20 protein-coding genes are annotated in these 21,593 nt (G+C 67.3%); 6 read left to right on the top strand and 14 right to left on the bottom strand.

Translation table 11 applies throughout. The features are described from left to right. Positions 1-22 precede the first annotated feature (22 nt). Positions 23-1,480 (bottom strand): amidohydrolase family protein, encoded by a 1,458-nt coding sequence (locus H4O10_RS09385; protein WP_043035216.1) that lies wholly within the window; start codon positions 1,478-1,480, stop codon positions 23-25. A 51-nt stretch (positions 1,481-1,531) separates the two neighbouring features. Beyond that, positions 1,532-2,233: an ankyrin repeat domain-containing protein gene (locus H4O10_RS09390; RefSeq protein WP_012480565.1), complete on the bottom strand. Its 702-nt coding sequence runs from the start codon at positions 2,231-2,233 to the stop codon at positions 1,532-1,534. A 122-nt stretch (positions 2,234-2,355) separates the two neighbouring features. Here H4O10_RS09390 and H4O10_RS09395 point away from each other — a divergent pair, with 122 nt between their 5' ends. Continuing rightward, positions 2,356-3,237: a LysR substrate-binding domain-containing protein gene (locus H4O10_RS09395; protein WP_012480566.1), complete on the top strand. Its 882-nt coding sequence runs from the start codon at positions 2,356-2,358 to the stop codon at positions 3,235-3,237. 132 nt (positions 3,238-3,369) lie between these two features. Beyond that, positions 3,370-3,807 (top strand): DUF3806 domain-containing protein, encoded by a 438-nt coding sequence (locus tag H4O10_RS09400; protein WP_012480567.1) that lies wholly within the window; start codon positions 3,370-3,372, stop codon positions 3,805-3,807. A 77-nt stretch (positions 3,808-3,884) separates the two neighbouring features. Here the strand turns inward: H4O10_RS09400 and H4O10_RS09405 are convergent, their stop codons facing one another. Next, on the bottom strand, positions 3,885-5,045 hold the full coding sequence (locus H4O10_RS09405; RefSeq protein ID WP_043035214.1) for an amidohydrolase family protein: 1,161 nt from the start codon (positions 5,043-5,045) through the stop codon (positions 3,885-3,887). A 182-nt stretch (positions 5,046-5,227) separates the two neighbouring features. On the opposite strand from H4O10_RS09405, the gene H4O10_RS09410 reads away from it, so the two are divergent. After that, a complete protein-coding gene (locus H4O10_RS09410) occupies positions 5,228-5,869 on the top strand; it encodes a hypothetical protein (protein ID WP_012480569.1) in 642 nt (213 codons plus the stop codon). Between the two features lie 29 nt (positions 5,870-5,898). Here the strand turns inward: H4O10_RS09410 and H4O10_RS09415 are convergent, their stop codons facing one another. Together H4O10_RS09415 and H4O10_RS09420 are read right to left on the bottom strand one after the other, a co-directional pair. After that, positions 5,899-6,525 carry a hypothetical protein gene (locus tag H4O10_RS09415; protein ID WP_099596117.1) on the bottom strand — a complete coding sequence of 209 codons (627 nt, stop codon included), beginning with the start codon at positions 6,523-6,525 and terminating at the stop codon, positions 5,899-5,901. Positions 6,526-6,635: 110 nt separating this feature from the next. Continuing rightward, positions 6,636-9,362 (bottom strand): TonB-dependent receptor, encoded by a 2,727-nt coding sequence (locus tag H4O10_RS09420; protein ID WP_182681006.1) that lies wholly within the window; start codon positions 9,360-9,362, stop codon positions 6,636-6,638. Between the two features lie 217 nt (positions 9,363-9,579). Between H4O10_RS09420 and H4O10_RS09425 the strand changes: the two genes are divergently transcribed. Further along, on the top strand, positions 9,580-10,179 hold the full coding sequence (locus tag H4O10_RS09425) for a GNAT family protein (RefSeq protein WP_033833900.1): 600 nt from the start codon (positions 9,580-9,582) through the stop codon (positions 10,177-10,179). On the opposite strand, the gene H4O10_RS09430 is transcribed toward H4O10_RS09425, so the two are convergent. Beyond that, positions 10,176-10,952 carry a CDP-diacylglycerol diphosphatase gene (locus H4O10_RS09430; protein ID WP_012480573.1) on the bottom strand — a complete coding sequence of 259 codons (777 nt, stop codon included), beginning with the start codon at positions 10,950-10,952 and terminating at the stop codon, positions 10,176-10,178. The two genes, H4O10_RS09425 and H4O10_RS09430, sit on opposite strands and share 4 nt — an antisense overlap. A gap of 68 nt (positions 10,953-11,020) precedes the next feature. After that, positions 11,021-11,677 carry a hypothetical protein gene (locus tag H4O10_RS09435; RefSeq protein ID WP_044570435.1) on the bottom strand — a complete coding sequence of 219 codons (657 nt, stop codon included), beginning with the start codon at positions 11,675-11,677 and terminating at the stop codon, positions 11,021-11,023. 170 nt (positions 11,678-11,847) lie between these two features. Here H4O10_RS09435 and H4O10_RS09440 point away from each other — a divergent pair, with 170 nt between their 5' ends. Next, positions 11,848-12,144: a hypothetical protein gene (locus tag H4O10_RS09440; RefSeq protein WP_005413768.1), complete on the top strand. Its 297-nt coding sequence runs from the start codon at positions 11,848-11,850 to the stop codon at positions 12,142-12,144. Positions 12,145-12,238: 94 nt separating this feature from the next. On the opposite strand, the gene H4O10_RS09445 is transcribed toward H4O10_RS09440, so the two are convergent. The 7 genes from H4O10_RS09445 to H4O10_RS09475 all read right to left on the bottom strand — a co-directional run bounded on the left by H4O10_RS09445 (position 12,239) and on the right by H4O10_RS09475 (position 20,113). Then, positions 12,239-13,123: a hypothetical protein gene (locus H4O10_RS09445; RefSeq protein ID WP_012480576.1), complete on the bottom strand. Its 885-nt coding sequence runs from the start codon at positions 13,121-13,123 to the stop codon at positions 12,239-12,241. Positions 13,124-13,234: 111 nt separating this feature from the next. Then, positions 13,235-14,935, bottom strand: coding sequence for a D-lactate dehydrogenase (gene dld / locus H4O10_RS09450; protein WP_049442216.1), 1,701 nt, complete (start codon positions 14,933-14,935; stop codon positions 13,235-13,237). Next, positions 14,932-16,071, bottom strand: coding sequence for an FMN-dependent L-lactate dehydrogenase LldD (gene lldD, locus H4O10_RS09455; RefSeq protein ID WP_005410033.1), 1,140 nt, complete (start codon positions 16,069-16,071; stop codon positions 14,932-14,934). The genes dld and lldD overlap by 4 nt, the downstream gene beginning before the upstream one ends. A gap of 4 nt (positions 16,072-16,075) precedes the next feature. Next, entirely contained in the window at positions 16,076-16,840 is a 765-nt protein-coding gene (gene lldR / locus H4O10_RS09460; protein ID WP_012480578.1) for a transcriptional regulator LldR, read from the bottom strand. Between the two features lie 53 nt (positions 16,841-16,893). Next, positions 16,894-18,552 (bottom strand): L-lactate permease, encoded by a 1,659-nt coding sequence (gene lldP, locus H4O10_RS09465; protein ID WP_012480579.1) that lies wholly within the window; start codon positions 18,550-18,552, stop codon positions 16,894-16,896. A gap of 223 nt (positions 18,553-18,775) precedes the next feature. Further along, a complete protein-coding gene (locus tag H4O10_RS09470) occupies positions 18,776-19,228 on the bottom strand; it encodes an MgtC/SapB family protein (protein ID WP_005413774.1) in 453 nt (150 codons plus the stop codon). A 126-nt stretch (positions 19,229-19,354) separates the two neighbouring features. After that, complete coding sequence (locus H4O10_RS09475; protein ID WP_012480580.1) at positions 19,355-20,113, bottom strand: SDR family NAD(P)-dependent oxidoreductase; 759 nt, start codon at positions 20,111-20,113, stop codon at positions 19,355-19,357. Between the two features lie 447 nt (positions 20,114-20,560). Here H4O10_RS09475 and H4O10_RS09480 point away from each other — a divergent pair, with 447 nt between their 5' ends. After that, the gene (locus H4O10_RS09480) at positions 20,561-21,514 is read left to right on the top strand and encodes an AraC family transcriptional regulator (protein ID WP_005413776.1); all 954 of its coding nucleotides are present in this window, start codon (positions 20,561-20,563) and stop codon (positions 21,512-21,514) included. Positions 21,515-21,593 lie beyond the last annotated feature (79 nt).

The following is a 21,593-nucleotide window of genomic DNA, read 5'->3' on the forward strand; positions in this document are numbered from 1 at the left end:
GGAAGGGCTCTGACCCTGTCGATCACTGCGTCTTCGCCGCCTCGGCATTCCACGCCGCCACCTTGGCCTTGGTATCAGCCAACATCTTGTCCAGCGCAGCGCGGTCATACACGCTGCCACGCAGGATCACGCTGTCGATCTTCCCGGTGGCGGCGATGTCCTGCAGCGGGTTGGCGGTCAGCAGCACCAGATCGGCGGCCTTGCCCTGTGCGACACCACCGTAGCGGTCCATCTGGCCGAACCAGGCCGGACCGGAACGGGTTGCGGCCGACAGCGCCTGCGGTGCGGTCAGGCCTTCCTTCACGAACAGCTGCAGTTCCTGGTGCAGCGCGATGCCCGGGAAGTTGAACGAATTGAGGAAGCCCGCATCGGTACCGGCGATGATCGTCACGCCCGCCTCCTGCAGCAGCGGCAGCACCGCGGCCACCTGGTGGTACTGCGCGTGGCGCGCTTCAATCTGCGCCGGCGTGGCCTTGGCTGCGCGGTCCACGCGCCACTGGTAGGTCGCGCGCAGGCCAGGGCCGATGTAGGCCAGGTACGGATCGTTGGCGTGGTCATCCTGGTCAAGGAAGTCGAGGATGCGGCCACCGTTGAGGGTCGGGGTCACGAATACGCCGCGCTTTGCGAAATCACGGTAGGCATGCATCGCAGTGTCACGGTCGAAGCTGGCGTCGAGGCGCCGGTTGGCTTCGGCACGGTCGATGCGGCCGGCTCCAAAGTCAGCGGCGATCTGCGCCTCATCCTTGCTGCCGGCCTTGAATGCGTAGTCCAGATGCTCGATCGAAGCCAGGCCGGCATCGACCGCCTGCTCCACGGTCAGTGCCATCGGAATATGCCCCGAGGCTTTGAAGCCGGCCTTTCGCGCAGCGCTGGCCGAGTACAGGAACAGTTCCGGCTTCAGCGTGCTGTCGGTGATCTTCACGAAATCGACCTTGTCATGCTGCAGGCGGGTAATCGCCTTGTCGGCGTCGGCCTCGCTGCCCACTTCGATCGTGCCCTTCCAGACCGGCTTGATGCCTTCGATCTTCGCGCCGGAACTGAGCAGGCGCGGGCCGAACAAGGTGCCCTTGGCGATCTCGCCACGCCACTGCAGCACCTGCTCGGGCAGATCGCCGGAGCAGTCACGCACCGTGGTGATGCCATGCGCGATGTACAGCGGCAGCAGCGCCTTGTTCTCTTCGATCAGCGCCGGACCACCACCGAAGTGCACATGCATGTCCCACAGGCCCGGAATCAGGTACTTGCCCTTGGCATCGATCTGGCGGGCCGCACTCCATTGGCTGCGCAGCTGCGCGTCCGGACCGACGGCGACGATGTCCTCGCCACGGATCACCACGCTCTGCCCGGCCAGCGTGCTGGCGTGCTCGACATCGACCACGGTGGCATTGCGGATCAGCAGGTCGGCGCGCTCGGCGGCAGACGCCGACAGCGGTGCTACCGCAAGGAGGATGGCAAGGGACAACGGACGGGAACGGAACATGGACAGCATCCTGATGGGCACGCCCAGCGTGCGGGTGGAAGGGGGTTGCATTCAACGCACCGCGCCGTGCTGGCGCAGCAGGGTCTCAATTCCGGTATAGCCGCGCTGGCGCGCGTGCGCCAGCGGCGTCACGCCGTCGCCGTCGGCAAGCTCCGGGTCGGCACCGGCCTCCAGCAGCAGCTGCACGATCTGCACGTGGCGCGCACCGCCATCGCCGAGCAGGATCGCTTCCAGCAGCGCGGTCCAGTGCAGCCGGTTGACATGGTCCACCGCCACACCGGCCCGCAGCAGCGTGCGCACAGTGGCGACGTGACCGCGCTCGGCGGCCGGAATCAGCGCGGTGCCGCCATAGCGGTTGGTGCTGCGCAGATCGGCGCCATGCGCCAGGGTCATCGCCAGGATCTCGTCCAGGCCGCGCGCACCGGCGTACAGGTAGGCGCTGTCCTGCAACGCGTCCTTGGCGTTGACGTCTGCCCCGGCCTCGATCAGCTCACGCGCGGCATCCACGTTGTTGCCATGCGTGGCCAGCAGCAGCGCGGTGCGGCCCTGGCCATCGCGCGCCTCCAGCGTGGCGCCATCCTCGATCGCCTGTCGCACCGCATCGGCGTCGCCGCGGCTGGCGGCATCCCGCAGGCGCGCGTCTGCGTCGGCCCTGGACGTGGCGGTGCAGGCAGGGGTGACCATGGCCAGCAGGCACAACAGCAGCACGCGCGTGAACGGCGCAGGCCAACCAGCGGAATGATGGACGCGCATGACAGTGTCTCCTCATGTCCGTCGCCACGGAACGCCGTGCGACGGTAGCAACAGCCGGGCGTTGCCGGCCCCTGCCCTGCATGGTAGAAGTCGGCCTGGGTATCCAGAAGTGAAATGTTCAAATGCAAGACAGTGCCAAATCGAATAGAACCCTGTTCGAACTGGACCTGCTGCGGGCGCTGGTGATGGTGGCCGACTGCGGCAGCTTCACCACGGCGGCCACGCGCCTGCATTCGACCCAGTCCACGGTCAGCCAGAAGGTGCGCCGGCTGGAGGAACTGGCCGGGCATCGCCTGCTTGAACGCGGCCATCGCGACGTGCACCCCACTGATGCCGGCCACACCCTGCTCGGCTACGCGCGGCGCATGCTCGACCTGAACGAGGAAATGGCGCAGGCGCTGGCCGGTGCGATGGTGGAGACCGCAGTCCGCATCGGCGTGCCCGAGGATTTCGTCAACGCGCAGACCACGCGCATGCTGGCCGCCTTCAGCCGTCGCCACCCGCAGGTGAAGCTGGAGATCAGCAGCGGCCTCAGCCGCGACCTGGCGCAGGGCTTCGATCATGGCGAGTTGGATCTGGTGCTGGTCAAGCAGCGCCGCAACAGCCGCCAGGCCGTGCACTGCCGCCGCGAGCCGATGCACTGGATCGACAGCCTGCGCAGCAGCTGCCTGCAGCAGGACCCGCTGCCGCTGGTCACCTTCCCCCCGCGCGGGCTGTACCGCGACGAGATGATCCATGCCGTGGAAGCGCTGGGCCTGCGCTGGCGCATCGCCTTCACCAGCTCGTCGCTGAGCGGCATCCAGGGCGCGGTGGCCGATGGCATCGGCATCAGCCTGCTGCCACGCCGCGCGGTCAGCCGCGAGCACCGCATCATCGATGGCGAGCGCGAGCTGCCGGTGATCGACAACTACGAAATCGGCCTGCTGCACCGTGCCGACGCCGACGATGCCGTGCGTGCGCTGGCCAGCGAGCTGTGGCGGCAGGTGCAGCGCGAACCGGACTGACCACGGTAGATCCACGCCATGCGTGGATGCCTTTCGCGCATCACGCATCGAAACATGGTCACTCCGGCCGTATAGCGGGCAACAATCGCCTCGTAGAGTGCCTGTTGTTTCCGTGCCCCACGGCGCCCTGCCATGTCCGACGAAATCCCCACCCGCTTCGATCCCCTGCCCGCTGCCCTGCAGACGCATCTGCAGCACCAGCGCTCGCTGATCGCCGCGCGCGTGGCGGCCGGCTTCCCGACGTTGCCGGTGCAGTGGCCGCTGGCGGCCAGCACACTGCAGCGCGTGATCGATGCCAAGCTGATCGACCGTGCCGACTGCGATGGCTGGGAAGCGCTGGGCGTGGCATTCGGTGACACCCTGGCCCAGCGCGTGCCGGGCCTGGCCTGGATGCAGGTCACCGATGCATGGGGCATCGACGCGGTGCTGCGTTATGCCGACAGCAGCCTGCAGATCGGCGCCAGCACACTGCTGCTCAAGCGCGTCGAACAGGGCGAGATCATCGACATCGCCCACCTGCTTGCGTGGCTTGAGGAATTCGTCGCCACCCGCGCCGACGATTACGCCTGACGGTACATCGGGGTAGATCCACGCCATGCGTGGATGAATGAGACCACGCGATGGCGCATCCACGCCATGACGTGGATCTACAGCCAGCGGCCGTCGACCACCACGCGGCGCTCCACCGGCACCCCGGCCACAGCGGCCGGGCCGTGGTCGGCACGCACGGCCACGAACGTCGCCGGCCGGCCTTCGGCAATACCATGCTGCGGCAGGCCGATCGCCTGCGCGGCGTGGGTGGTGACCATGTCCAGCGCCAGCATCAGGTCGGCATCGGTGTAGAAGCCGGACCGGTAGCCCAGCAACATCGCCCGCTGCAGCAGGTCGCCGTTACCGTACGGCCACCAGCAGTCGCGGATGTTGTCGTTGCCTGCGAACACGCGCACACCGGCATCATGCAGCGCGCGCAGCGGCGGGAAAGGATGATCGCCCGGCGCGTTGCTCATGATCGCCACACCCGCCGTGGCCAGTGCTTCGCCCACCTGCAGCGCGCGCGCCAGCGGCACGTCGCCCAGCGAATAGGCATGGCTGACCGCAACCCGCCCCTGCAGGCCGGCGGCCCGCGTCCGCGCCGCGATGCGCAGCAGCTGGGCCAGGCCGGTTTCGCCGGGCTCGTGCAGATGGATGTCCAGCTGCACGCCGTAACGCTCGGCCAGGCCGAACAGCAGCGCCAGCTGGCCTTCGGCATCACCATCGAGCGTGGTCGGGTCGATGCCGCCGAGCACCTCCACGCCCGCGGCAAGCGCCTGCTCCAGTACGGCGGCGGTGCCGGGACAGGACATCACCCCGGCCTGCGGAAACGCCACCAGCTGGATCCGCATGATGTCGGCGCAGCGCAGTGCCGCCTCGCGCACCGCTTCGAGATGGCCGAGACCGGTGCTGCCGTCGATATCGACATGGCAGCGCATCGCCACCGTACCGAAAGCACTGCATTGGCGGATCAGCGCCTCGGCACGGTCCACCATCGGTGCCGCACCCGCCACCGCCGCCTTCTCCACCGCCAGCCGCTCACGCAGGCTGTTCACCGGCTGGTGCGGGTGCCAACGGTCGCCGACGAAGCTCTTGTCCAGGTGGATATGGCCGTCGACCAGCCCGGGCAGCACCGCGAAGCCCTGCAGGTCGACGCATTCCGCCGCGTCGGCCGGCGCCGCCTCGCCATTGAGCCCGCTGATGCGGCCATCACGGATATGGAAATGCAGTGGCGCACCGTCGCGGTCGACACCGCCATGGACGAACTGGAGGGTCATCGGGAACTCCCGGAATGCCAAGAATGGCGCCATCGTGCGCCTCGCCGCAGCCATCGGCCAACGAAATATCTGGATGGCACGCATTCACCAGAACGATGACTGCCCTGCGACAACCGGTCGCAGCCACGCCGTGCACACCCCTGAACGGGTAACATGGGCGCCTGTTTCCGCTGTGATGCCGCATGGGCCCGTCCGACCGCCACGATCGTCTCCGCCGCTGGCAGGCCGCGTCCCTGCTTGCCGCCGCCCCGATCGCCAGCCTGTCCGCCACTGATGCGGCGGCCGCTGCGCCGCTGCAGTCGCCGCCGGGTCAGCAGCGCATTGCCCCGGCTGCACTGGTCGAGCGCCTGCACCAGCGCGTGCTGTCCGGGCAGAGCGCCACTGCCACGCTGGAACACTGGTGCGCCGAGCACGGCCTGGCCGAACAGGCGCGGGTGCGTGCAGTGCGCGTACACGGCCAGGACAAGCCTGCCCCCGCCGACGTGCTGCAGGCGCTGGGTGTGAAGCCAGGTGCCGAGCTGCGCTATCGCCGCGTGCAGCTGGTCTGCGGCAGCCGCGTGCTGTCCGAGGCCGACAACTGGTACCTGCCCGGCCATCTCAGCCCGGCCATGAACCAGGTGCTGGACAGCACCGACGAACCGTTCGGTCGCGTGGTCGGCCCGCTCGGTTTCCAGCGCCAGACCTTGGCCGACCAGACGTTCTGGCCGCCGCGGGGCGAAGGCGACCGCGGCGTGATCCTTGAAGTGCGCGCCCTGCTGCGCGACCGCCAGCAGCAGCCTTTCAGCTACGTCATCGAGTCGTACCTGCAACAGGCGCTTCCGTAACGCGCCGTGGCGCCGGTCATCCGCCGGCGCTACGGGCCCGTGATGCCGTTGGCGGCCGGATCCACCGAGAACACGAAGCGCCCGCCATGCTGGTCCCTGCCCCATGTCATCGGCGCCGTGGCCAGGCTGTAGACCGGGACCACCTTGTCCATGCCGATCGCCTCGGACCAGGCACTGAAATCCTCATCGGTACGGCTGCGGATCTCGCCAACGCACAGGCTGTAGCCGCAGGCAAAAGACACCAGCGTGCCGTCGTTGCCGATGAGCCGGGTCGCGGCCGCCCTGTAGAGCCGGGTCAGGTCCTGCACTTCCAGGTGACCGGCTGCATCGCGCTCGAACTGGCTGATCGCCTGCGCGAAGGCCTTGTCGGAACCCAGCACCGCCTCGCTCTTCTGTGCGGACACCGCACCCTCGTTCAGCAGCATGCGCTCGCCCTCGAGGAAGTGACCCTCCGGTTGCGCGAGCCCAGGGGCAGCCGTCGTGGTACTCGATGCCGTTGGCACGCGCGCTGATACAGCATCGGTCGCGGGGTTGGAAAGGGACGGCGCAGGCGCGGCATTGGCCACCTCCGCGGCATCCTCCACGCTGGCCGCCTGCCTGCCACTGCAACCTGCAATGGCCAGCACGGCAATCACACTCCACCCCCTGACATCCATGCGCATCCTCCTCCGTGTATCGCCCCAGCATGCCATGTGCGCGCCGGCAACACGGATGCACTGCACAAAGAAAAGCCCGGCAATGCCGGGCCTTTCGTTCGCCTGCCGGATCAGCGGAACCGGTAGTCCAGCTGCACCCAGTACTGGCGGCCATACGGATCGTAGTTGCCGACCGGATAGAACGGCCAGCCGCCACCGTTCTTGTCCGCCGGCGGGCGGCTGTCACGCAGGTTGTTGACGATCACGCCCACCGACAGGTTCTCGCCGAACTGGCGGAACACGCTGGCGTTGTAGGTCATGTACGGCGCGATGCGGCCACTGCCATCGGTCTTCGGCAGCGAGCCGAAGCGGTTGCCGTACAGCGTGGTGGTCCAGTCACCCTGGTTCCAGGTGATGCTGCCGTTGGCCTTGCTGCGCCACTGGTAGTCATCCAGCGAATTGCGGATGTCACGCTCCGGATCATCGGAGAACTGCCGGTACTTGTGCTCCAGCACCACGGTGTAGGCCAGGCGCGTGGTGAAGCGGCCATAGCGACCGGCATCGAAACGCCAGTTGCCCTTCAGGTCCAGCCCGCGAACCGATTCGGAGGCGGCGTTGATCGGATTGATCAGCACACGGGTCACCTGGTCCGGCTGCACGGTTGCATTGGACGGGTTGCGGATCACACGCGACAGCGCGTCCAGGCACAGCGGTGAGCCGATGTCACGCGCCTCGCCGCCCAGCGTCTTTCCCAACCGGCAATCGGCCTCGTCGCGCAGGATGCGGCTGGTATCAAGGCTGGTCACCTCGTTGTCGATGCGGATGTCGTAGTAGTCGGCACTGAAATCCAGGCCAGCCAGCGGCGACCAGACCACGCCGAAGCCATACGACTTGGCCGACTCCGGCTGCAGCTGCGGGTTGGCACGGTTGCTGTAATCGATCGACAGGCCGTTGTAGTCGCAGTTGTCATACGACTGGCCTGCGGTGCGGCAGCGCCAGTAGTCGGTCATGCCCGGGTTGTAACCACGCGTCTCTGTCGCGAACACGTATTTCATGTCCGGCGCCCGGAAGCTGGTGGCAGCGGTACCACGGATCAGCAGGCTCTCGATCGGGCGGAACTCGACGCCGAAGCTCCAGGTCGCCTTGCCGATATGCTCACCACCGGCTCGGTACTGGTCATAGCGCCCGGCCAGGGTGGTGGTGAGCGACTGCAGCAACGGCAGCTGCAGCTCCACGCCGGCAGCATAGCGGTCGCGCTCGCCACCGGCACCAATACCGGCGCTGGTGTTCCAGAATTCACCGGTGCCCAGTCGCGGGTCCGGTCGATTGCGATAGCCTTGGCTGCCAGCCTCGACCACCGCGGCCAGCGCAGCGTCGCCACCGGGCAGTGCGAACAGCCGGCCGTTGACGCTGGCGCTGAAGGTCTGCAGCCACGCCGCGTTGCGGCTCTCCTGGTAGCCGGACAGGTCCTGGTACTCATTCGGGCTCAGCGGCTGGAACAGGCGCGCCGGGTCCGGCGCATAGACCTCTACGCCATTTCGCACGCCCAGCTTCGGGCCAAGCAGGTATTCATTGATGCCGGCCAGCAGCACCGGGCGGCGGGTGCGGTTCTCGTAACGCGAACGGCTGTAGACCGCCTCATAGTCCCAGCCACTGTCGCCGATCTGGCCGCGCGCGCCGACGTTGAATGACCACGAGTTTTCCAGGAAGCGGTTGGCATTGCGCGGCAGGCCACCGATTTCCTCGGGCGCAAACCGGCGGTACCAGCTTTCCAGGTTGCCGGTGGTCTGGTTGTAGAAGTAGTTGCGGGCCGAGGTCCAGGTGGGCGCACGGGTGTTGTTGGTGATGCGTGCGCTGCCCACGGCCAGATCGGCGAACAGGTCGGTGGTCTCGTTGACGTGGAAGGTCAGCAGGCCGTAGCCGTTGAGGTTGCGCTTCTCGGTCTGCACCGTCCAGTAGCTGGCGGCGGCCTCGTTGCTGCCGCAATACCAGCCCTGGCGCGGGTTGAAGGCACGGAACACGCTGCCGCCATAGATATCCGACGCCGCGTCGCAGCCATTGGCGCCCGGATCGATGTTGCGACCGGTCGCGGCGTTGCGGCGATACGCGATCGCGGTCGCCTGCGGCGCCTTGCCGGCGGGGTCATCATCCAGCGAGTCCATGAAATCGCGCTGGCGCGCATGGATCGCCTTGCGCACATCGAACTCGAAGCCGAACAGGGCATCCCAGCGCTCGCCGGAACTGCCACCAACCACCTGCGCGCGCTGGTTGTCGCCACCGCCCTGCTGGGTGCCGCCGGCCCGCACGTTCACGTCCACACCCTCAAAGCGGTCCTTGAGGATGATGTTGACCACACCGGCGATGGCGTCGGAGCCATACACCGCCGACGCACCGGCCGCCAAGACCTCGATGCGCTCGATCAGCGCACTGGGAATGTTGGCCAGGTTGACCACGTTCACCGAGCCCTCGTAGGCCAGCGGGTAGTCGGCCTGGCGGCGGCCGTTGACCAGCACCAGCGTGCGGTTCGGGCCCAGCCCGCGCAGGTTGATGGTGTTGGCGGCCGGGGTGAAGGTGTTGCCGAAGTCCTCCCCCTGCACGTTGCCGGTGTTTTCAGTCAGGGCGCTCAGCGCGTCGAACGCGTTGCGGTAGCCCTGCGCGTCGATCTGCTCGCGGCTGATCACGGTCACCGGCGACGGCCCTTCGACACTGGCGCGCGGAATGCGCGAGCCGGTGACCTTCACTTCCTGCAATGAGGTGGGTGCGCTTTCCTGCGCGAAGGCCGGCGACGACACCAGCATCAGGGACGACAGCGCGAGCACCAGCGGACGCGGGCGCAGCGCCTTGTGGGAGGCAGACATGGGCTTCCTGGGGGAGTTGGACGGGTGGTATGGGACCGGAGGCCTGCGCGGCGCATAACGATCCCGTAACGAAAGTGTCCTGAATGGATGGTTTCAACGGAAATGACCAGCCCTGATGGACTTATGCCTGAACCGAATCAGGCTCCGCCCGGTGATCGTCGCGTTTTTGCAATCTTTTGAATGGTCTGGCGAACCGGGCATTGCCATCGTTCCGGGGATGATGACCCCGTACCCCACATCCCTCCTCCCCCCGCTGCGCCCTGTGTCGCGCCGCCATCTGCTGCAGCTGCAGGTGGCACCGGTCACCCTGCGCCCGTTCCAGCGGGCCGATCTGCCGGCCTGGCGCCTGTTCGACGACCGGCGCCGGCGCGGGCGCCGCCATCCGGCCGGTATCGACGAAGAAGCCCGCTTCCTTGCCCACATGCATCGCTCGCGGCTGGAGCAGGACAACGACCAGCTGCTGCTGGGTGTGTTCGATGACGAGCACGGCACTGTCCTGGACCAGCTGCATGTCCGCCTGCAGTCCCTGCATACGCGCTGCGCCGAGCTGCTGTCGCTGCAGCACTGGCACCCGCACGTGGATGCAGCGCTGCGCGCGCTGTGCCCGTTCCTGTTCGAGGATGTGGGCGTGCACCGCCTGTTCGTGATGCTGCCACCGGACTGCAGTGACCCGTTCGCCACTGCGCTGCACGCCTTCGGCTTCGAGCACGAAGGCCTGCTGCGCGACCATCATCTGGATCTGGATGGCTGGCAGGACCGCCAGCTGCTGGCGCTGACTGCACCGGTCTGGCGCAGCCGCCAGCAGCCACCGGGTTAGCGGACCCGCTCCAACGCGTCGCCTGCGCCGGTCAGCACCGAGCAGGCGTGGTCCTGCAGTTCTTCGGCGCTGGCCTCGTTGCCGGTGCCGGCGTCCACCCGGGTCGCCAGCAGGATGAAGCCCGGGCCGCCCTGCACGGCGTCCCGGCCGGCCACGACCAGGCTCCACTGACCAACATCGTCCACGCCTGCGAGATCGTAAGCCAGCAGATTGAGCGGATTGGCGGTCAGTTCCGCGCCCGCCAGCAGGCGTGCCTGGTATTGATGGCCGCGCAGCAGGACCGGCAGCGGTGCCCAGCGGCTGCCGAGGGCGGCAGCATGCGTGTCCAGCGCCTGCAGCACGTCGGCGCGCAGGCAATCCACGTGGATATGCAGCTGGTGCTGCGAGCGGCCGTGCGGCGAGTTCAACGCCAGGCTGGCGACGTTGCGCGGCAGTGGTTGCCGCAGGGCCTGTTCGGTGTGGCTGCGCGCCTGCCAGGCGGCAGCGAAGTAGTTCGGTGCACCACGCTGGTACAGGCTGCGGCTCTCGATACCGCTCACCTTGTCCAGCGGCATCAGCAGGAACTGGTAGTCGCCGTGCGCATCCTTGACCAGCACATCGCGGCGGTCTGCGGCCGTCTCCACGCGCAGGCAGTCGCCGCGTGGACCTTCGGGGCCCCGGCAGTCACGTTCGATCAATCGCCACAATGCATCGGAATGGGCCGGCGGCGGCGGCGCACTGGCACAGGCGGACAACAACAGCAGGGACGACAGCAGGAAGGGGCGCAGGGACACGGCAACGACTCACGGAGCAGGCACGGCAGACAGCGCCGCGCTGCATTCTAGCCAGTGCGAAGCTGCAATCAGTAGGTGCCGAACGGCACTTCAACCACGATCGGGGCGGCACCCTCGCCGGCCTGCAGGCTGTAGCGGTCCAGCGCCCCATCGTCATCGGCGTGCGGCTGGCGCTGGAAATGCAGCGGGTAGCGGGTGTCCCCCAGGCGCACGGCGCTGCCGTCGGCCTCCAGCGCTGCACCTTCCGGAATCAGCAGCCCGCCCAGGTCACTGTAGGCGCCAGGCACATCGGCAAAGCTGTAGTCGGCCAGCTCGTCCACCCGCTGCATCGCATAGACGTGCGGCACATAGGGACGTGCGGGGCTGCGGCCATTGCTCAGGTCGGTCACCCAGGCCTGCGGCAGGTGGTACTGCTCGCGCAGCGCGGCCACGCCCAGCGAGGGGCTGGCCACCTGCAGGCAGCACACCGTGCGCTTGCCTTCGCGGTCAAGAATGGCGAAACGGTCACCGCGGGTGGCCGCCTGCGGCAGCATGGCGAAGGCCAGGTTACGCTGGGCCGGTGCGTAGCCGGATTCGGTCTGCAGGTTGCGCCAGGCACCGAATACCGGGGTTTCGACCGGCGCGGGTTCCGGATCGGCAGCGGAGGCGGCAAACGCCACGCCCAGCAACGACAACACCAGCGCCGTCATCGTCTTGTCCTTGCCGCGGAAACTGCCTGCCGTCATACCGTATCCAACATCTGCGCCGGAAAGGCCCGGCCTGCCCGCTTGCGTACTGCCAGCCATTCCTCCCACTATGCAATGACCACGCTGTGCCGGCAATGACCGGGACGCTGACGCCTTTCGCACGCTCGGTGCTATCGTTCCCGCCATCTTCCCTGCGCAGGAGCGCTCGCATGTCTGCATTCCGTCTGTCCTTGTTGCTGCCGGCCTCTGCCCTGCTGCTGTCGGCCTGTGTCAGTACGCCTGGCCCGGAAGTCAAAGGCAGCGGCCGCTGCGACGCCAGCCAGCTGGGCTGGGCGATCGGCCAGCCGGCCAATGAGCCCAACATCCGCCGCCTGTCCCGCGAGAGTGGCGCCGGCCTGGTCAACCCGATCGGCCCCAGCACCATCACCACCAAGGACATCCGCCAGGACCGCCTGCGCGTGTTCGTGGACAAGGACAACATCATCACGTCCACGCGCTGCGAGTAAGCGCCGCCACCGCTTTTGTAGGGTCGAGCCATGCTCGACTGGCTTTTCGCGCCGCCCGTCCGAAGACCCGTCGAGCATCGCTCGACGCTACAATTCAGGGTTCGGTATAGCCGGCACAGTCCGGCAGTGCCTGGTCCGGGTGGAACATCCCCGCCCCGAAGCGGAACAGCCGGGTGTAGGTACACGCCGGGTCCTGTTCGATGCGCAGATCCTGCTTCTTCAGCGGCCCCCTGGCCAGCGAATCCTCGAAGCGCGAAACACCGGCCGGGTACCGGGTCGCCACGGTCTGGTAGCGCAGCACTGGCATGCCCTCGGCAACCGTATCCAGCGCCAGCTTCGCCGAGAACCCGTATTCGTCGTGGCAGGCACCGGCGCGCTGCTTGATGTCCTGCTCGCTGAAACAGGCGCGGATCATCGCATTGCCCAGCCATGGCACGGTCAGCACGTCGTCGTCCACCTGGATGTCGTCCTGCAGGTGACGCACGCGTGCCAGCTGCAGCGTGGACGCGTCGGCACCTCCACCGGAGTACATGGTGCTGAACTTGACGATGCCACCCACCAGCACATTCTGGCGGGCGCGCTGCTGCGGGTCGGTCACCGGTTCATCGCTGCCCACGCCATGGGCCAGCCGCACGATCCATGGCCACAGCGACAGCTCGCTTTCCTGCGGCACGTCGATGCTGACGTGGTAGCTGTGCGGCTTGCCCTGGCCCGGTGCCTTCTCAAGCACTTCCAGCACGGTCGGCCGGTCACCCTCCTCGGCAACCGGCTGCACGCGCACGCACCAGTTGCCGTCCCGCGTGCAGTCATAAAGCCCCGACGGTCCAGTCTCACTCGCGATCAGTACCTGTCCCAGCGGCTCCATCACGTTGCCGGCGGCATCGCGCTGCTGCGGCAGGATCGCGCTCTGGGCCAGCGCCAGCAGCGGGGTCGCCAGCAATGCAGTGCACAGGGTGGCGCGGACGGCGGCGGTGGGCATGGATGGCTCCTGCGGATGGGCTTCCGATGGTAACCGTTGCCCGGGCGGCGTCGAGCCATGCTCGTCTGCTGTCTGTCGGCAGGAGCAGCCGAGCATAGGGGCGGCTCTACATCATCCGCAATCGCAGCCACCCCAGCCCTTGGCCTTCGAGGTCTGGCCGATACCGGGATTGAACGTGTTGCTCGGGTCCAGCTGCCTGTAGAACCCGGCCAGCGCCGGCTTGGCCGGGTACAGGTGACCGACATTGTGCTCGGCCGGGTACTCGGCACCGCGCTGGTCCAGCAGCGCCCACATCGCGTGCTCGATCGCCATCGGGTCTTCACCCTTGCGCGCGATGTAGTCCTGGTGGAACACGTGGCACAGGAAGTGCCCGTAATACAGCTTGTGCAGCAGGCGGCCGTCGACATCGGCCGGCAACTGCTCGAACCAGTCGGCATCATCTCGGCGCAGGGCAATGTCCAGCGCCACGATGTCCTGCACCTGCCCGCGATGCACTTCGCGGTAGCGCACCGCGGCACCGGCCACGGCGAAGCGATGCAGGAACGCCTTGCGCCCCTCCTCGGCCGTGCAGTGGAAAAAGCCGCCTTCGTGCCCGGCGAAGAAGGCGCGCAACCAGGCCTCGGTTTCCGCAGCGTCCTGGGCAGAGACCTTCAGCAACAGGTGATGCTCGTAGCGCTGGCGGAACTCGCCCATGCGCTTGGGCAGGTGCGAGGGCAGCAGGCCGGTCAGAACCTGCATCACCCGGTCAGTCACCCCACGCAGGCCCAGCCGTTCGAACCAGCCGTCGACGCGGCTCTTCAATGCGAACGCGGCAGGTACACGTGCGGTGCCGAGGCGATCGATCAGCAGGAAGCTGTCCTTGCCGTAGCGCTCGCCGATGTCATAGGCATCGCGGTGGATGTACTCACCGGCAATCGGCAGGCGCTCGAAGCCGGTCAGCAGCTGGCGCCGGATCGCCGTGAGGCTGTCGGTGCGGTTGCTGCCGATGTAGAAGACTTCGGCGGCCTCCTTTTCGAAGGTATCCAGGCGCACCGCGAACACCGCCAGCTTGCCGGCCGAACCGGCAGCCTCGTAGTGGCGGCTGGGATCAGCATTGAAGCGCGCCGGGGTATCGGCGTCGACCTTGCGCACTTCGTCGGCGTAGCGCGGATCGGAGGCCGCGCGGCCGTCGCCGTCCCCCACATCCGACGCACTGTAGTCGCCGGCCTGCAGGCGCTGCAGGATCTGCTCGGGCGTATCGCCCAGCGCGATGCCGAGATGGTTGACCAGCTGTAGTTGGCCCTGCGCATCGACCCGCGCGTACAGCGCCAGCTCGGTGTAGGCCGGGCCACGGCGCACCAGCGCGCCGCCGGAGTTGTTGCAGATGCCGCCCAGCACCGAGGCGCCGATGCAGGACGAGCCGATCACCGAATGCGGTTCACGGCCCAGCGGTGCCAGCGTCTGCTCCAGGCGGTCGAGCGTGGCACCGGGCAGGCACAGCACCTGGCGGCCTTCGTTCAACAGCTGGATGCCGGTCAGGCGCAGCGTGCTGACCAGCACGATCGGCCGGCCGTAGTCATCGCCGTCCGGGGTCGAGCCACCGGTCAGCCCGGTATTGGCCGCCTGCAGGATGACCGCCGCCCCACCCTGCACCGCTGCCTGCAGCACGCGCCACAGTTCCAGCAAGGTACCCGGGCGCACCACTGCCAGTACCGGGCCATCGCCGAAGCGGTAGCCGCGACGGAAGCGGCGCGTGGCCTTGTCGCCGGTCAGTACATGGCGGCTGCCGACCGCGTCGCGCAACTGTGCCAGCACGGCATCGTGGCCATTCATGGCAGGCTGACCAGCGAATCGCGGCCGATGTCAGCGATGCGACGCGCACCGGTCAGTGTCATCGCCACGCGCATCTCCTTGGCGATCAGGTCCAGCAGGTTGGCCACGCCGGCCTCGCCCTGCGCGGCCAGCGCATAGACGAAGGCGCGCCCCAGCAGCACGGTATCGGCACCGAGCGCCAACATGCGCACCACGTCCAGGCCGGTACGGATGCCCGAATCGGCGAGAATCTTCAGATCGCCCTGTACTGCGTCGGCAATCGCCGGCAGTGCGCGTGCGGTGGACAGCACGCCGTCCAGCTGGCGGCCACCGTGGTTGGAGACCACGATGCCATCGGCACCGAACCTGACCGCATCACGCGCGTCATCCGGGTCAAGGATGCCCTTGATCACCATCGGGCCCTTCCAGAATTCGCGGATCCACTCCAGGTCCTTCCAGGAAATGGAGGGATCGAAGTTGCTGCCCAGCCAGCCGATGTAATCCTCCAGCCCGGTCGGGTTGCCACGGTAGGTGGAGATGTTGCCCAGGTCATGCGGGCGGCCGAACAGTCCCACGTCCCACGCCCAGTGCGGATGGGTGATGGCCTGGCCGATACGGCGCAGCGAGGCGTTCGGGCCGCTCATGCCGGAGTGGGCATCGCGGTAGCGCGCACCCGGCACCGGCATGTCCACGGTGAACACCAGCGTGGTCACGCCAGCGGCCTGCGCCCGCTCCAGTGCGTTGCGCATGAAGCCACGGTCGCGCAGCACGTACAGCTGGAACCACATCGGCCGCTGGATGGCCGGTGCCACTTCCTCGATCGGGCACACCGATACGGTCGACAGCGTGAACGGGATGCCGCGGCTGTCGGCCGCGCGCGCCGCCTGCACTTCACCGCGCCGGGCATACATGCCGGTCAGGCCGACCGGCGCCAGCGCCACCGGCATTGCCAGCGTTTCGCCGAATAGCTCGGTTTCCAGGCTCAGGTCGGACATGTTGCGCAGGATGCGCTGGCGCAGCGCGATGTCGGACAGGTCGGAAACGTTGCGCTTCAGCGTGTGCTCGGCATACGCGCCGCCATCGATGTAGTGGAACAGGAACGGCGGCAGCCGCCGTTCGGCAGCAGCACGGTAATCGGTGGAGGCGGAGATGATCATGGGGTCAACCGTGTGGGGAAGGTAGACGCGAGGCCCGCGCACGCCGGGCTTCGTTGTCATCGAGCGTGCGCAGCGTGGTGTGCACGAACTCGAGGTGGGCATGCGCGGCGGCGCGCGCGCGTTCGGGGTCGCCGGCCAGCACCGCGTCCATCATCTCGCGATGCTGGTCGGACAGCGGCGAGAAGGTCCTCGCCGAGGTGTAGAGCTTCTCGCGGCTCTGCGAGATGTTGGTCTGCAGCAGTTCGAACAGGCCGCGCATCACCTGCAGCAGCACCAGGTTGTGCGAGGCCTCGGCGATGGACAGGTGGAAGGCCGCGTCAGCCTCCGCTTCACCGGTGGGGTCGTCCTTGCCGTGCGCGTCCATCATGGTCTGGAAGGCCTGCGCGATGCGCGTGCGGTCCTCGTCGGTGGCACGCAGCGCCGCATGCCAGGCGGTGGCGCCTTCCAGCGCATGGCGGATCTCCAGTACGTCGAAGCGGTATTCCGGGTCGCCCTGGAACAGCGGCAGGTACGGCGCCAGCGGTTCATCCAGCGCCTGCCGCGCGCGCGCCGCCGGTTCGGCCACGTAGGTGCCGCCACCGACCCGTGCGGTCAGCAGGCCCTGGCTGGCCAGCTGCGCGATGGCCTCGCGCAACGCCGTGCGCGAGACCCCCAGCTGCACCGCCAGCGTGCGTTCGGCCGGCAGACGGTCGCCCGGCTGCAGCCGCTGTTCCTGCACCAGGCCGCGCAGCTGCGCGGCCACCTTGTCCGAGATACGTTGCGTGCTCATGGCGCCATTGTGGCCCGAAGCGCGCAGCGGGTGGTCGGCCAGCCGTGCATGGCTCAGGGGATCATCCAGGTCAGCCAGTAGGCCTGGGCCAGGGTGATCAGGCCGACCATGGTGGTGAAGACCAGGCTGTGCTTGACCGTGAAACGGAACAGGTCCGATTCCTTGCCGGCCAGGCCAACCGCCGCGCAGGCAATGGCGATCGACTGCGGCGAGATCATCTTGCCGGTGACGCCGCCGGTGGTGTTGGCCGCCACCAGCAGCACGTCGGACACGCCGATCTGCTGCGCGGTGGTCGCCTGCAGCGCCGAGAACAGCGCGTTGGACGAGGTGTCCGAGCCGGTCAGGAACACGCCCAGCCAGCCCAGGAACGGCGAGAAGAACGGAAAAGCGTCGCCGGTGTGCGCCAGTGCCAGCGCCAGCGTTGCCGACAGGCCCGAATAGTTGGCGATGAAGGCGAAGGCCAGCACCATGCCGATCGAATAGATCGGCATGCGCAGCTCACGCACGGTTTCACCGAAGGTCTGCAGCGCCGACCGGGCCGGCATGCGCAGCGCGATGATCGCGATCACCGCCGCGAGGATGATCGAGGTGCCGGTGGCCGAGAACCAGTCGAACTTGTAGACCGCCTCATAGCTGAGCGGCGCGTCCACGATCGGTGGCATCTTCTGCACCCTCTGGTCGAGGCCCGGCACCGGGAGCTTCAGCACCCAGCCTTCCAGCGGGCCGCCTGCCGCGAACAGCGACTTGAACGGCTTGATGCTCCACAGCGTGACCATCGCGGTGAGGATCAGGAACGGCGACCACGCCTTGGCGATCTGGCCGATGCTGTAGCGCGGCGCCTCCAGTGCCTGTGCGGCCGCCTCGGCGCTGGTTTCGGTATCGAAGCGGAAGATCCGTACCGGCTTCCAGCGGCGCAGGAACAGGGTCAGGCAGACCAGCGACGCCAGCGAGGCGGTGATGTCCGGCAGTTCCGGACCGATGAAGTTGGAGGTCAGGTACTGCGCGATGGCGAAGGAGCCACCGGCCACCAGCACCGCCGGCCAGGTTTCCTTGATGCCACGCCAGCCATCCATGATCGCCATGATCCAGAACAGCACGATGACGGTCAGGAACGGCAGCTGGCGGCCGGCCATCTGGCCGATCTCGAAGGCATCCAGGCCGGTGACCTGCCCGGCCACGATGATCGGAATGCCCATTGCACCGAACGCCACCGGCGCAGTGTTGACGATCAGGCACAGGCCGGCGGCATACAGCGGCTTGAAGCCCAGCCCGACCAGCAGCGCCGCGGTGATCGCCACTGGTGCGCCGAAACCGGCCGCGCCTTCCAGGAAGGCACCGAAGGCGAAGCCGACCATCAGCATCTGCAGGCGCTGGTCTTCGGTCACCGACAGGATCGAAGCGCGGATGATGTCGAACTGACCGGTCTTGACCGAGACCTTGTAGAGGAACACCGCGCCGATGATGATCCAGGCAATAGGCCAAAGGCCGTAGACGAAGCCGAAGCCGGCCGCACCCAGCGCCTGGCTCAGCGGCATGCGGTAGAACAGCAGGGCCACGCCAAGCGCGATGGCCACGGTGATCGTGCCGGCCAGCCAGCCCTTCATGCGCAGCACGGCCAGGGCAACGAAGAAGAACGCGATCGGCAGCAGCGCGATCAGGCTCGACAACCACAGGTTGCCGGCGGGGTCGTACAGGTGTTGCCAGGGCTGCATGAAGACTCTCGACTGGATGCGGAAGGTGCCCCACCGCAGGCGGTGGATCGCCGTGGCTGTCGATTATTGGTCGTACCAATAATGATTTCGATCAGACCACTTGCAGCGGATTTAACCGCCACTCCGGCGAGGAACCTATTAGACCATAGGGCTAGATGCCATATTGGTCCGACCATTTAGTCCGCATGGTAGTGCCGGCCGCTGGCCGGCAATTCGAGATTCCCTACGAGATCCGTTTCTCCAGCCGCCGCATCACTGCCAGCACCAGCACGCACAGCACGCTCACGCCGATGGCAATCACGTACTTGCTGATCCCCACCGCAATCCCGATGGCCGCCGCCATGATCAACGAGCTGGCCGTGGTCAGGCCGCTGACCTGGTCCTCGCGTGACCCACGCAGGATGGTGCCAGCGGCAACGAAGCCGACACAGGCCACCACCGCTTCGATCAGGCGTACCGGATCAACCTGCAGCAGGTCGCGGTAGCGCTCCTGCTGGAAATGCTCGGCCACCGAGTCGCCAAGGCCGACGATCAACGCGGCGGCCCCTGCGATCAGCATGTGCGTACGCAGGCCAGCGGCGTGCTTGCCCATCTCGCGCTCGACGCCGAGCACGCCGCCGAACAGCATCGCTGCGGCAACGCGCAGCAGGATCGAGACATCCTGGGTAAGTTCCATGGGAAAGCTCCGGAATTTTCCCGGAGCGTCGCGCGGCGATCGTGGGACGGCGGTGAAGGCGATGGCACGCCTTCTTCACCGCACGCATTCCTCCACGCATGGCGTGGATCTACTGACCGCATTCGCTCACTGCGCCAGGTAGCCACCATCGATGGCGTAGTACGCGCCGGTCGCGAACGAGGCATCGTCGCTGGCCAGCCAGGCCACCAGCGCCGCCACTTCCTCGGCCGTACCCAGCCGCTTCAAGGCGTGACGGCCTTCCAGCGTGGCGCGCACCTTCGGGTCCATCTTCTCCAGCAGCGGTGTGCTGATGAAGCCCGGGCCGACCGCGTTGACACGAATGCCGTCGGCGGCATGTTCCCACGCGGCGGTCTGGGTCAGCCCGACCACGCCGTGCTTGGCCGCCGCATAAGCGGTGGAACCGGCATACCCCACCTGGCCCAGGATCGAGGCCATGTTGATGATGCTGCCGCCGCTTCCAGCGGCTCGCATTGCCCGGATCTGCGCACGCTGGCACAGGAACACGCTGGTCAGGTTGACGTCGATGACCCGCTGCCAGCCATCGATCGGATAGTCACCGCTGCTGGCGGCCGGCCCGCCGATACCGGCGTTGTTGACCGCCACATGCAGGCCGTCGAGTTCCTTGATCGTGCGCTGCACCGCCGCCTCCACCGCTGCGTCGTCGGTGACGTCCAGCGCGATGCCAATCGCCTGTGCTCCGGCATTGCGCAACTGCGCCACGGTGGCATCCACCGCATCCTGCTTCAGGTCCCAGACCGAGATCCGCGCGCCGGACGCCGCCAGGGTCTGCGCCACGGCCAGACCAATGCCGGACACGCCGCCGGTCACGATCGCGGTCTTGCCGGTGAGTTGGTAATCAATCATCTGCGTTCTCCATCAGTGGGGGTATCGAAGTGGCCTGCAGCAGCCAACCACCCCACCCTACGCGCATTCCTGTGATGGCCTGGCTGACACCGCGTCTACGGGCGATCGTTCCAGCCATGAAACCTCAACTCAAGTTGATGTATGGAATTACGTACGGATATGCATGCAAAACGCCGGCGTATGCTCGGCGGCATTTTCACTTTGGCCGTAATCGTCAATCGTTTTGACCCTATTGGAATCAAAAGCGCGCGAATCGAGGCGACAATGGGAAACGTTTCCAGTTTCTTCGACACACTCCATTCAACCTGGCGTTTCCCCAGCCATCCAGAGTGCCCACGCCACTGCTTCCCAGCATGCCTGCGCGGGTAACGACCGGATCTGCATCTGCGTTGCAGAGCGCGTGGGCGAGGTCATGCCAGCGTCCACCTCCAAAGTACGTGCCGAGCGATGTCCCGATACTTCACTTTTGCCGATTACCGCCGCTTCGGCCACCGTCATGGCTTTGATTACCGCGCTGACCCGGAACACCTGCGCGACGACCAGTGGGCCGGCCATGGCGAGGTCAACGAGCAGTTCCTGCGCGGCGGCATGAGCCTGATCGCCTCCGACGTCCATAATCGCTTTCCTTATGTAGCGACCGCCCAGCAGAGTCCCGGCCTGGCCATCCGCGTGATGCTGCAGGGCCAGGTCGATGTGCGCATTCCGCGACGCGGTGGTTTCACCCTGCGCGCCGGCACGGCGATGACCGCGCACCACCGCGAGCAGGTCGAGATGACCGGTGCGCACCCCGGCGAAACGCGCATGCGCGGCGTCAGCGTCATGGTGCCCGGCCAGATCGATCCGGATCTGTTCCATCTGCCGCAGCTGGAGACCGCGCTCAACAGCCACCTGGAATGCCGCCACTGGGCCATTCCGCATACCCTGCTGCCGGTACTCGGCCAGTTGTTCGACAGCCCATGGGAAGATGGCATCGACGCCTTGTGGCGCGAGGGCGTTGCTCTGCAGCTGCTGGCCGTTGGCCTGAAGGCCGAGGATCTGCAGACCGACCCTGTACGAACGCTGCGGGCCGGCCAGCGCGAGCGCCTGGAGCGCGTGCGTGCCTACCTGCATGACGACCCCAGCCACGCCCACAGCCTGGTCGAGCTGGCCCAGCTGGCCTGCATGAGCCCCAGCTCGCTGCGCCGTCATTTCGCCCAGCAGTACGGCTGCTCGGTGTTCGACTACCTGCACGAGCAGCGCATGCGCCACGCCGAACAGGGCCTGCGCGAGGACGGCTGGACGGTCGAGCAGGCCGCCGCCGCCAGCGGCTACCGTCATCCCAGCAACTTCGCAGCGGCATTCCGCAAGCGTTTCGGCCTGGTCCCCAGCCGCTGGCGCACGGGCCCCTCGAAGGTGGGGTGAGGTGCCTTGGTAGGTGCCGACCTTGGTCGACACGCTCCCGCGCCATCGCGGATGCCGGCCAGCGGCCGGCACTACCACA

Source organism: Stenotrophomonas sp. I18B00994, assembly GCF_014145825.1.
GTDB lineage: Bacteria > Pseudomonadota > Gammaproteobacteria > Xanthomonadales > Xanthomonadaceae > Stenotrophomonas > Stenotrophomonas maltophilia.

Bases quoted from the DNA above. Each gene is read 5' to 3' on its own strand.
- H4O10_RS09385 (WP_043035216.1), bottom strand. From the start codon at position 1,480: ATGTTCCGTTCCCGTCCGTTGTCCCTTGCCATCCTCCTTGCGGTAGCA.
- H4O10_RS09390 (WP_012480565.1), bottom strand. From the start codon at position 2,233: ATGCGCGTCCATCATTCCGCTGGTTGGCCTGCGCCGTTCACGCGCGTG.
- H4O10_RS09395 (WP_012480566.1), top strand. From the start codon at position 2,356: ATGCAAGACAGTGCCAAATCGAATAGAACCCTGTTCGAACTGGACCTG.
- H4O10_RS09400 (WP_012480567.1), top strand. From the start codon at position 3,370: ATGTCCGACGAAATCCCCACCCGCTTCGATCCCCTGCCCGCTGCCCTG.
- H4O10_RS09405 (WP_043035214.1), bottom strand. From the start codon at position 5,045: ATGACCCTCCAGTTCGTCCATGGCGGTGTCGACCGCGACGGTGCGCCA.
- H4O10_RS09410 (WP_012480569.1), top strand. From the start codon at position 5,228: ATGGGCCCGTCCGACCGCCACGATCGTCTCCGCCGCTGGCAGGCCGCG.
- H4O10_RS09415 (WP_099596117.1), bottom strand. From the start codon at position 6,525: ATGGATGTCAGGGGGTGGAGTGTGATTGCCGTGCTGGCCATTGCAGGT.
- H4O10_RS09420 (WP_182681006.1), bottom strand. From the start codon at position 9,362: ATGTCTGCCTCCCACAAGGCGCTGCGCCCGCGTCCGCTGGTGCTCGCG.
- H4O10_RS09425 (WP_033833900.1), top strand. From the start codon at position 9,580: ATGATGACCCCGTACCCCACATCCCTCCTCCCCCCGCTGCGCCCTGTG.
- H4O10_RS09435 (WP_044570435.1), bottom strand. From the start codon at position 11,677: ATGACGGCAGGCAGTTTCCGCGGCAAGGACAAGACGATGACGGCGCTG.
- H4O10_RS09440 (WP_005413768.1), top strand. From the start codon at position 11,848: ATGTCTGCATTCCGTCTGTCCTTGTTGCTGCCGGCCTCTGCCCTGCTG.
- H4O10_RS09445 (WP_012480576.1), bottom strand. From the start codon at position 13,123: ATGCCCACCGCCGCCGTCCGCGCCACCCTGTGCACTGCATTGCTGGCG.
- dld (WP_049442216.1), bottom strand. From the start codon at position 14,935: ATGAATGGCCACGATGCCGTGCTGGCACAGTTGCGCGACGCGGTCGGC.
- lldD (WP_005410033.1), bottom strand. From the start codon at position 16,071: ATGATCATCTCCGCCTCCACCGATTACCGTGCTGCTGCCGAACGGCGG.
- lldR (WP_012480578.1), bottom strand. From the start codon at position 16,840: ATGAGCACGCAACGTATCTCGGACAAGGTGGCCGCGCAGCTGCGCGGC.
- lldP (WP_012480579.1), bottom strand. From the start codon at position 18,552: ATGCAGCCCTGGCAACACCTGTACGACCCCGCCGGCAACCTGTGGTTG.
- H4O10_RS09470 (WP_005413774.1), bottom strand. From the start codon at position 19,228: ATGGAACTTACCCAGGATGTCTCGATCCTGCTGCGCGTTGCCGCAGCG.
- H4O10_RS09475 (WP_012480580.1), bottom strand. From the start codon at position 20,113: ATGATTGATTACCAACTCACCGGCAAGACCGCGATCGTGACCGGCGGC.
- H4O10_RS09480 (WP_005413776.1), top strand. From the start codon at position 20,561: ATGTCCCGATACTTCACTTTTGCCGATTACCGCCGCTTCGGCCACCGT.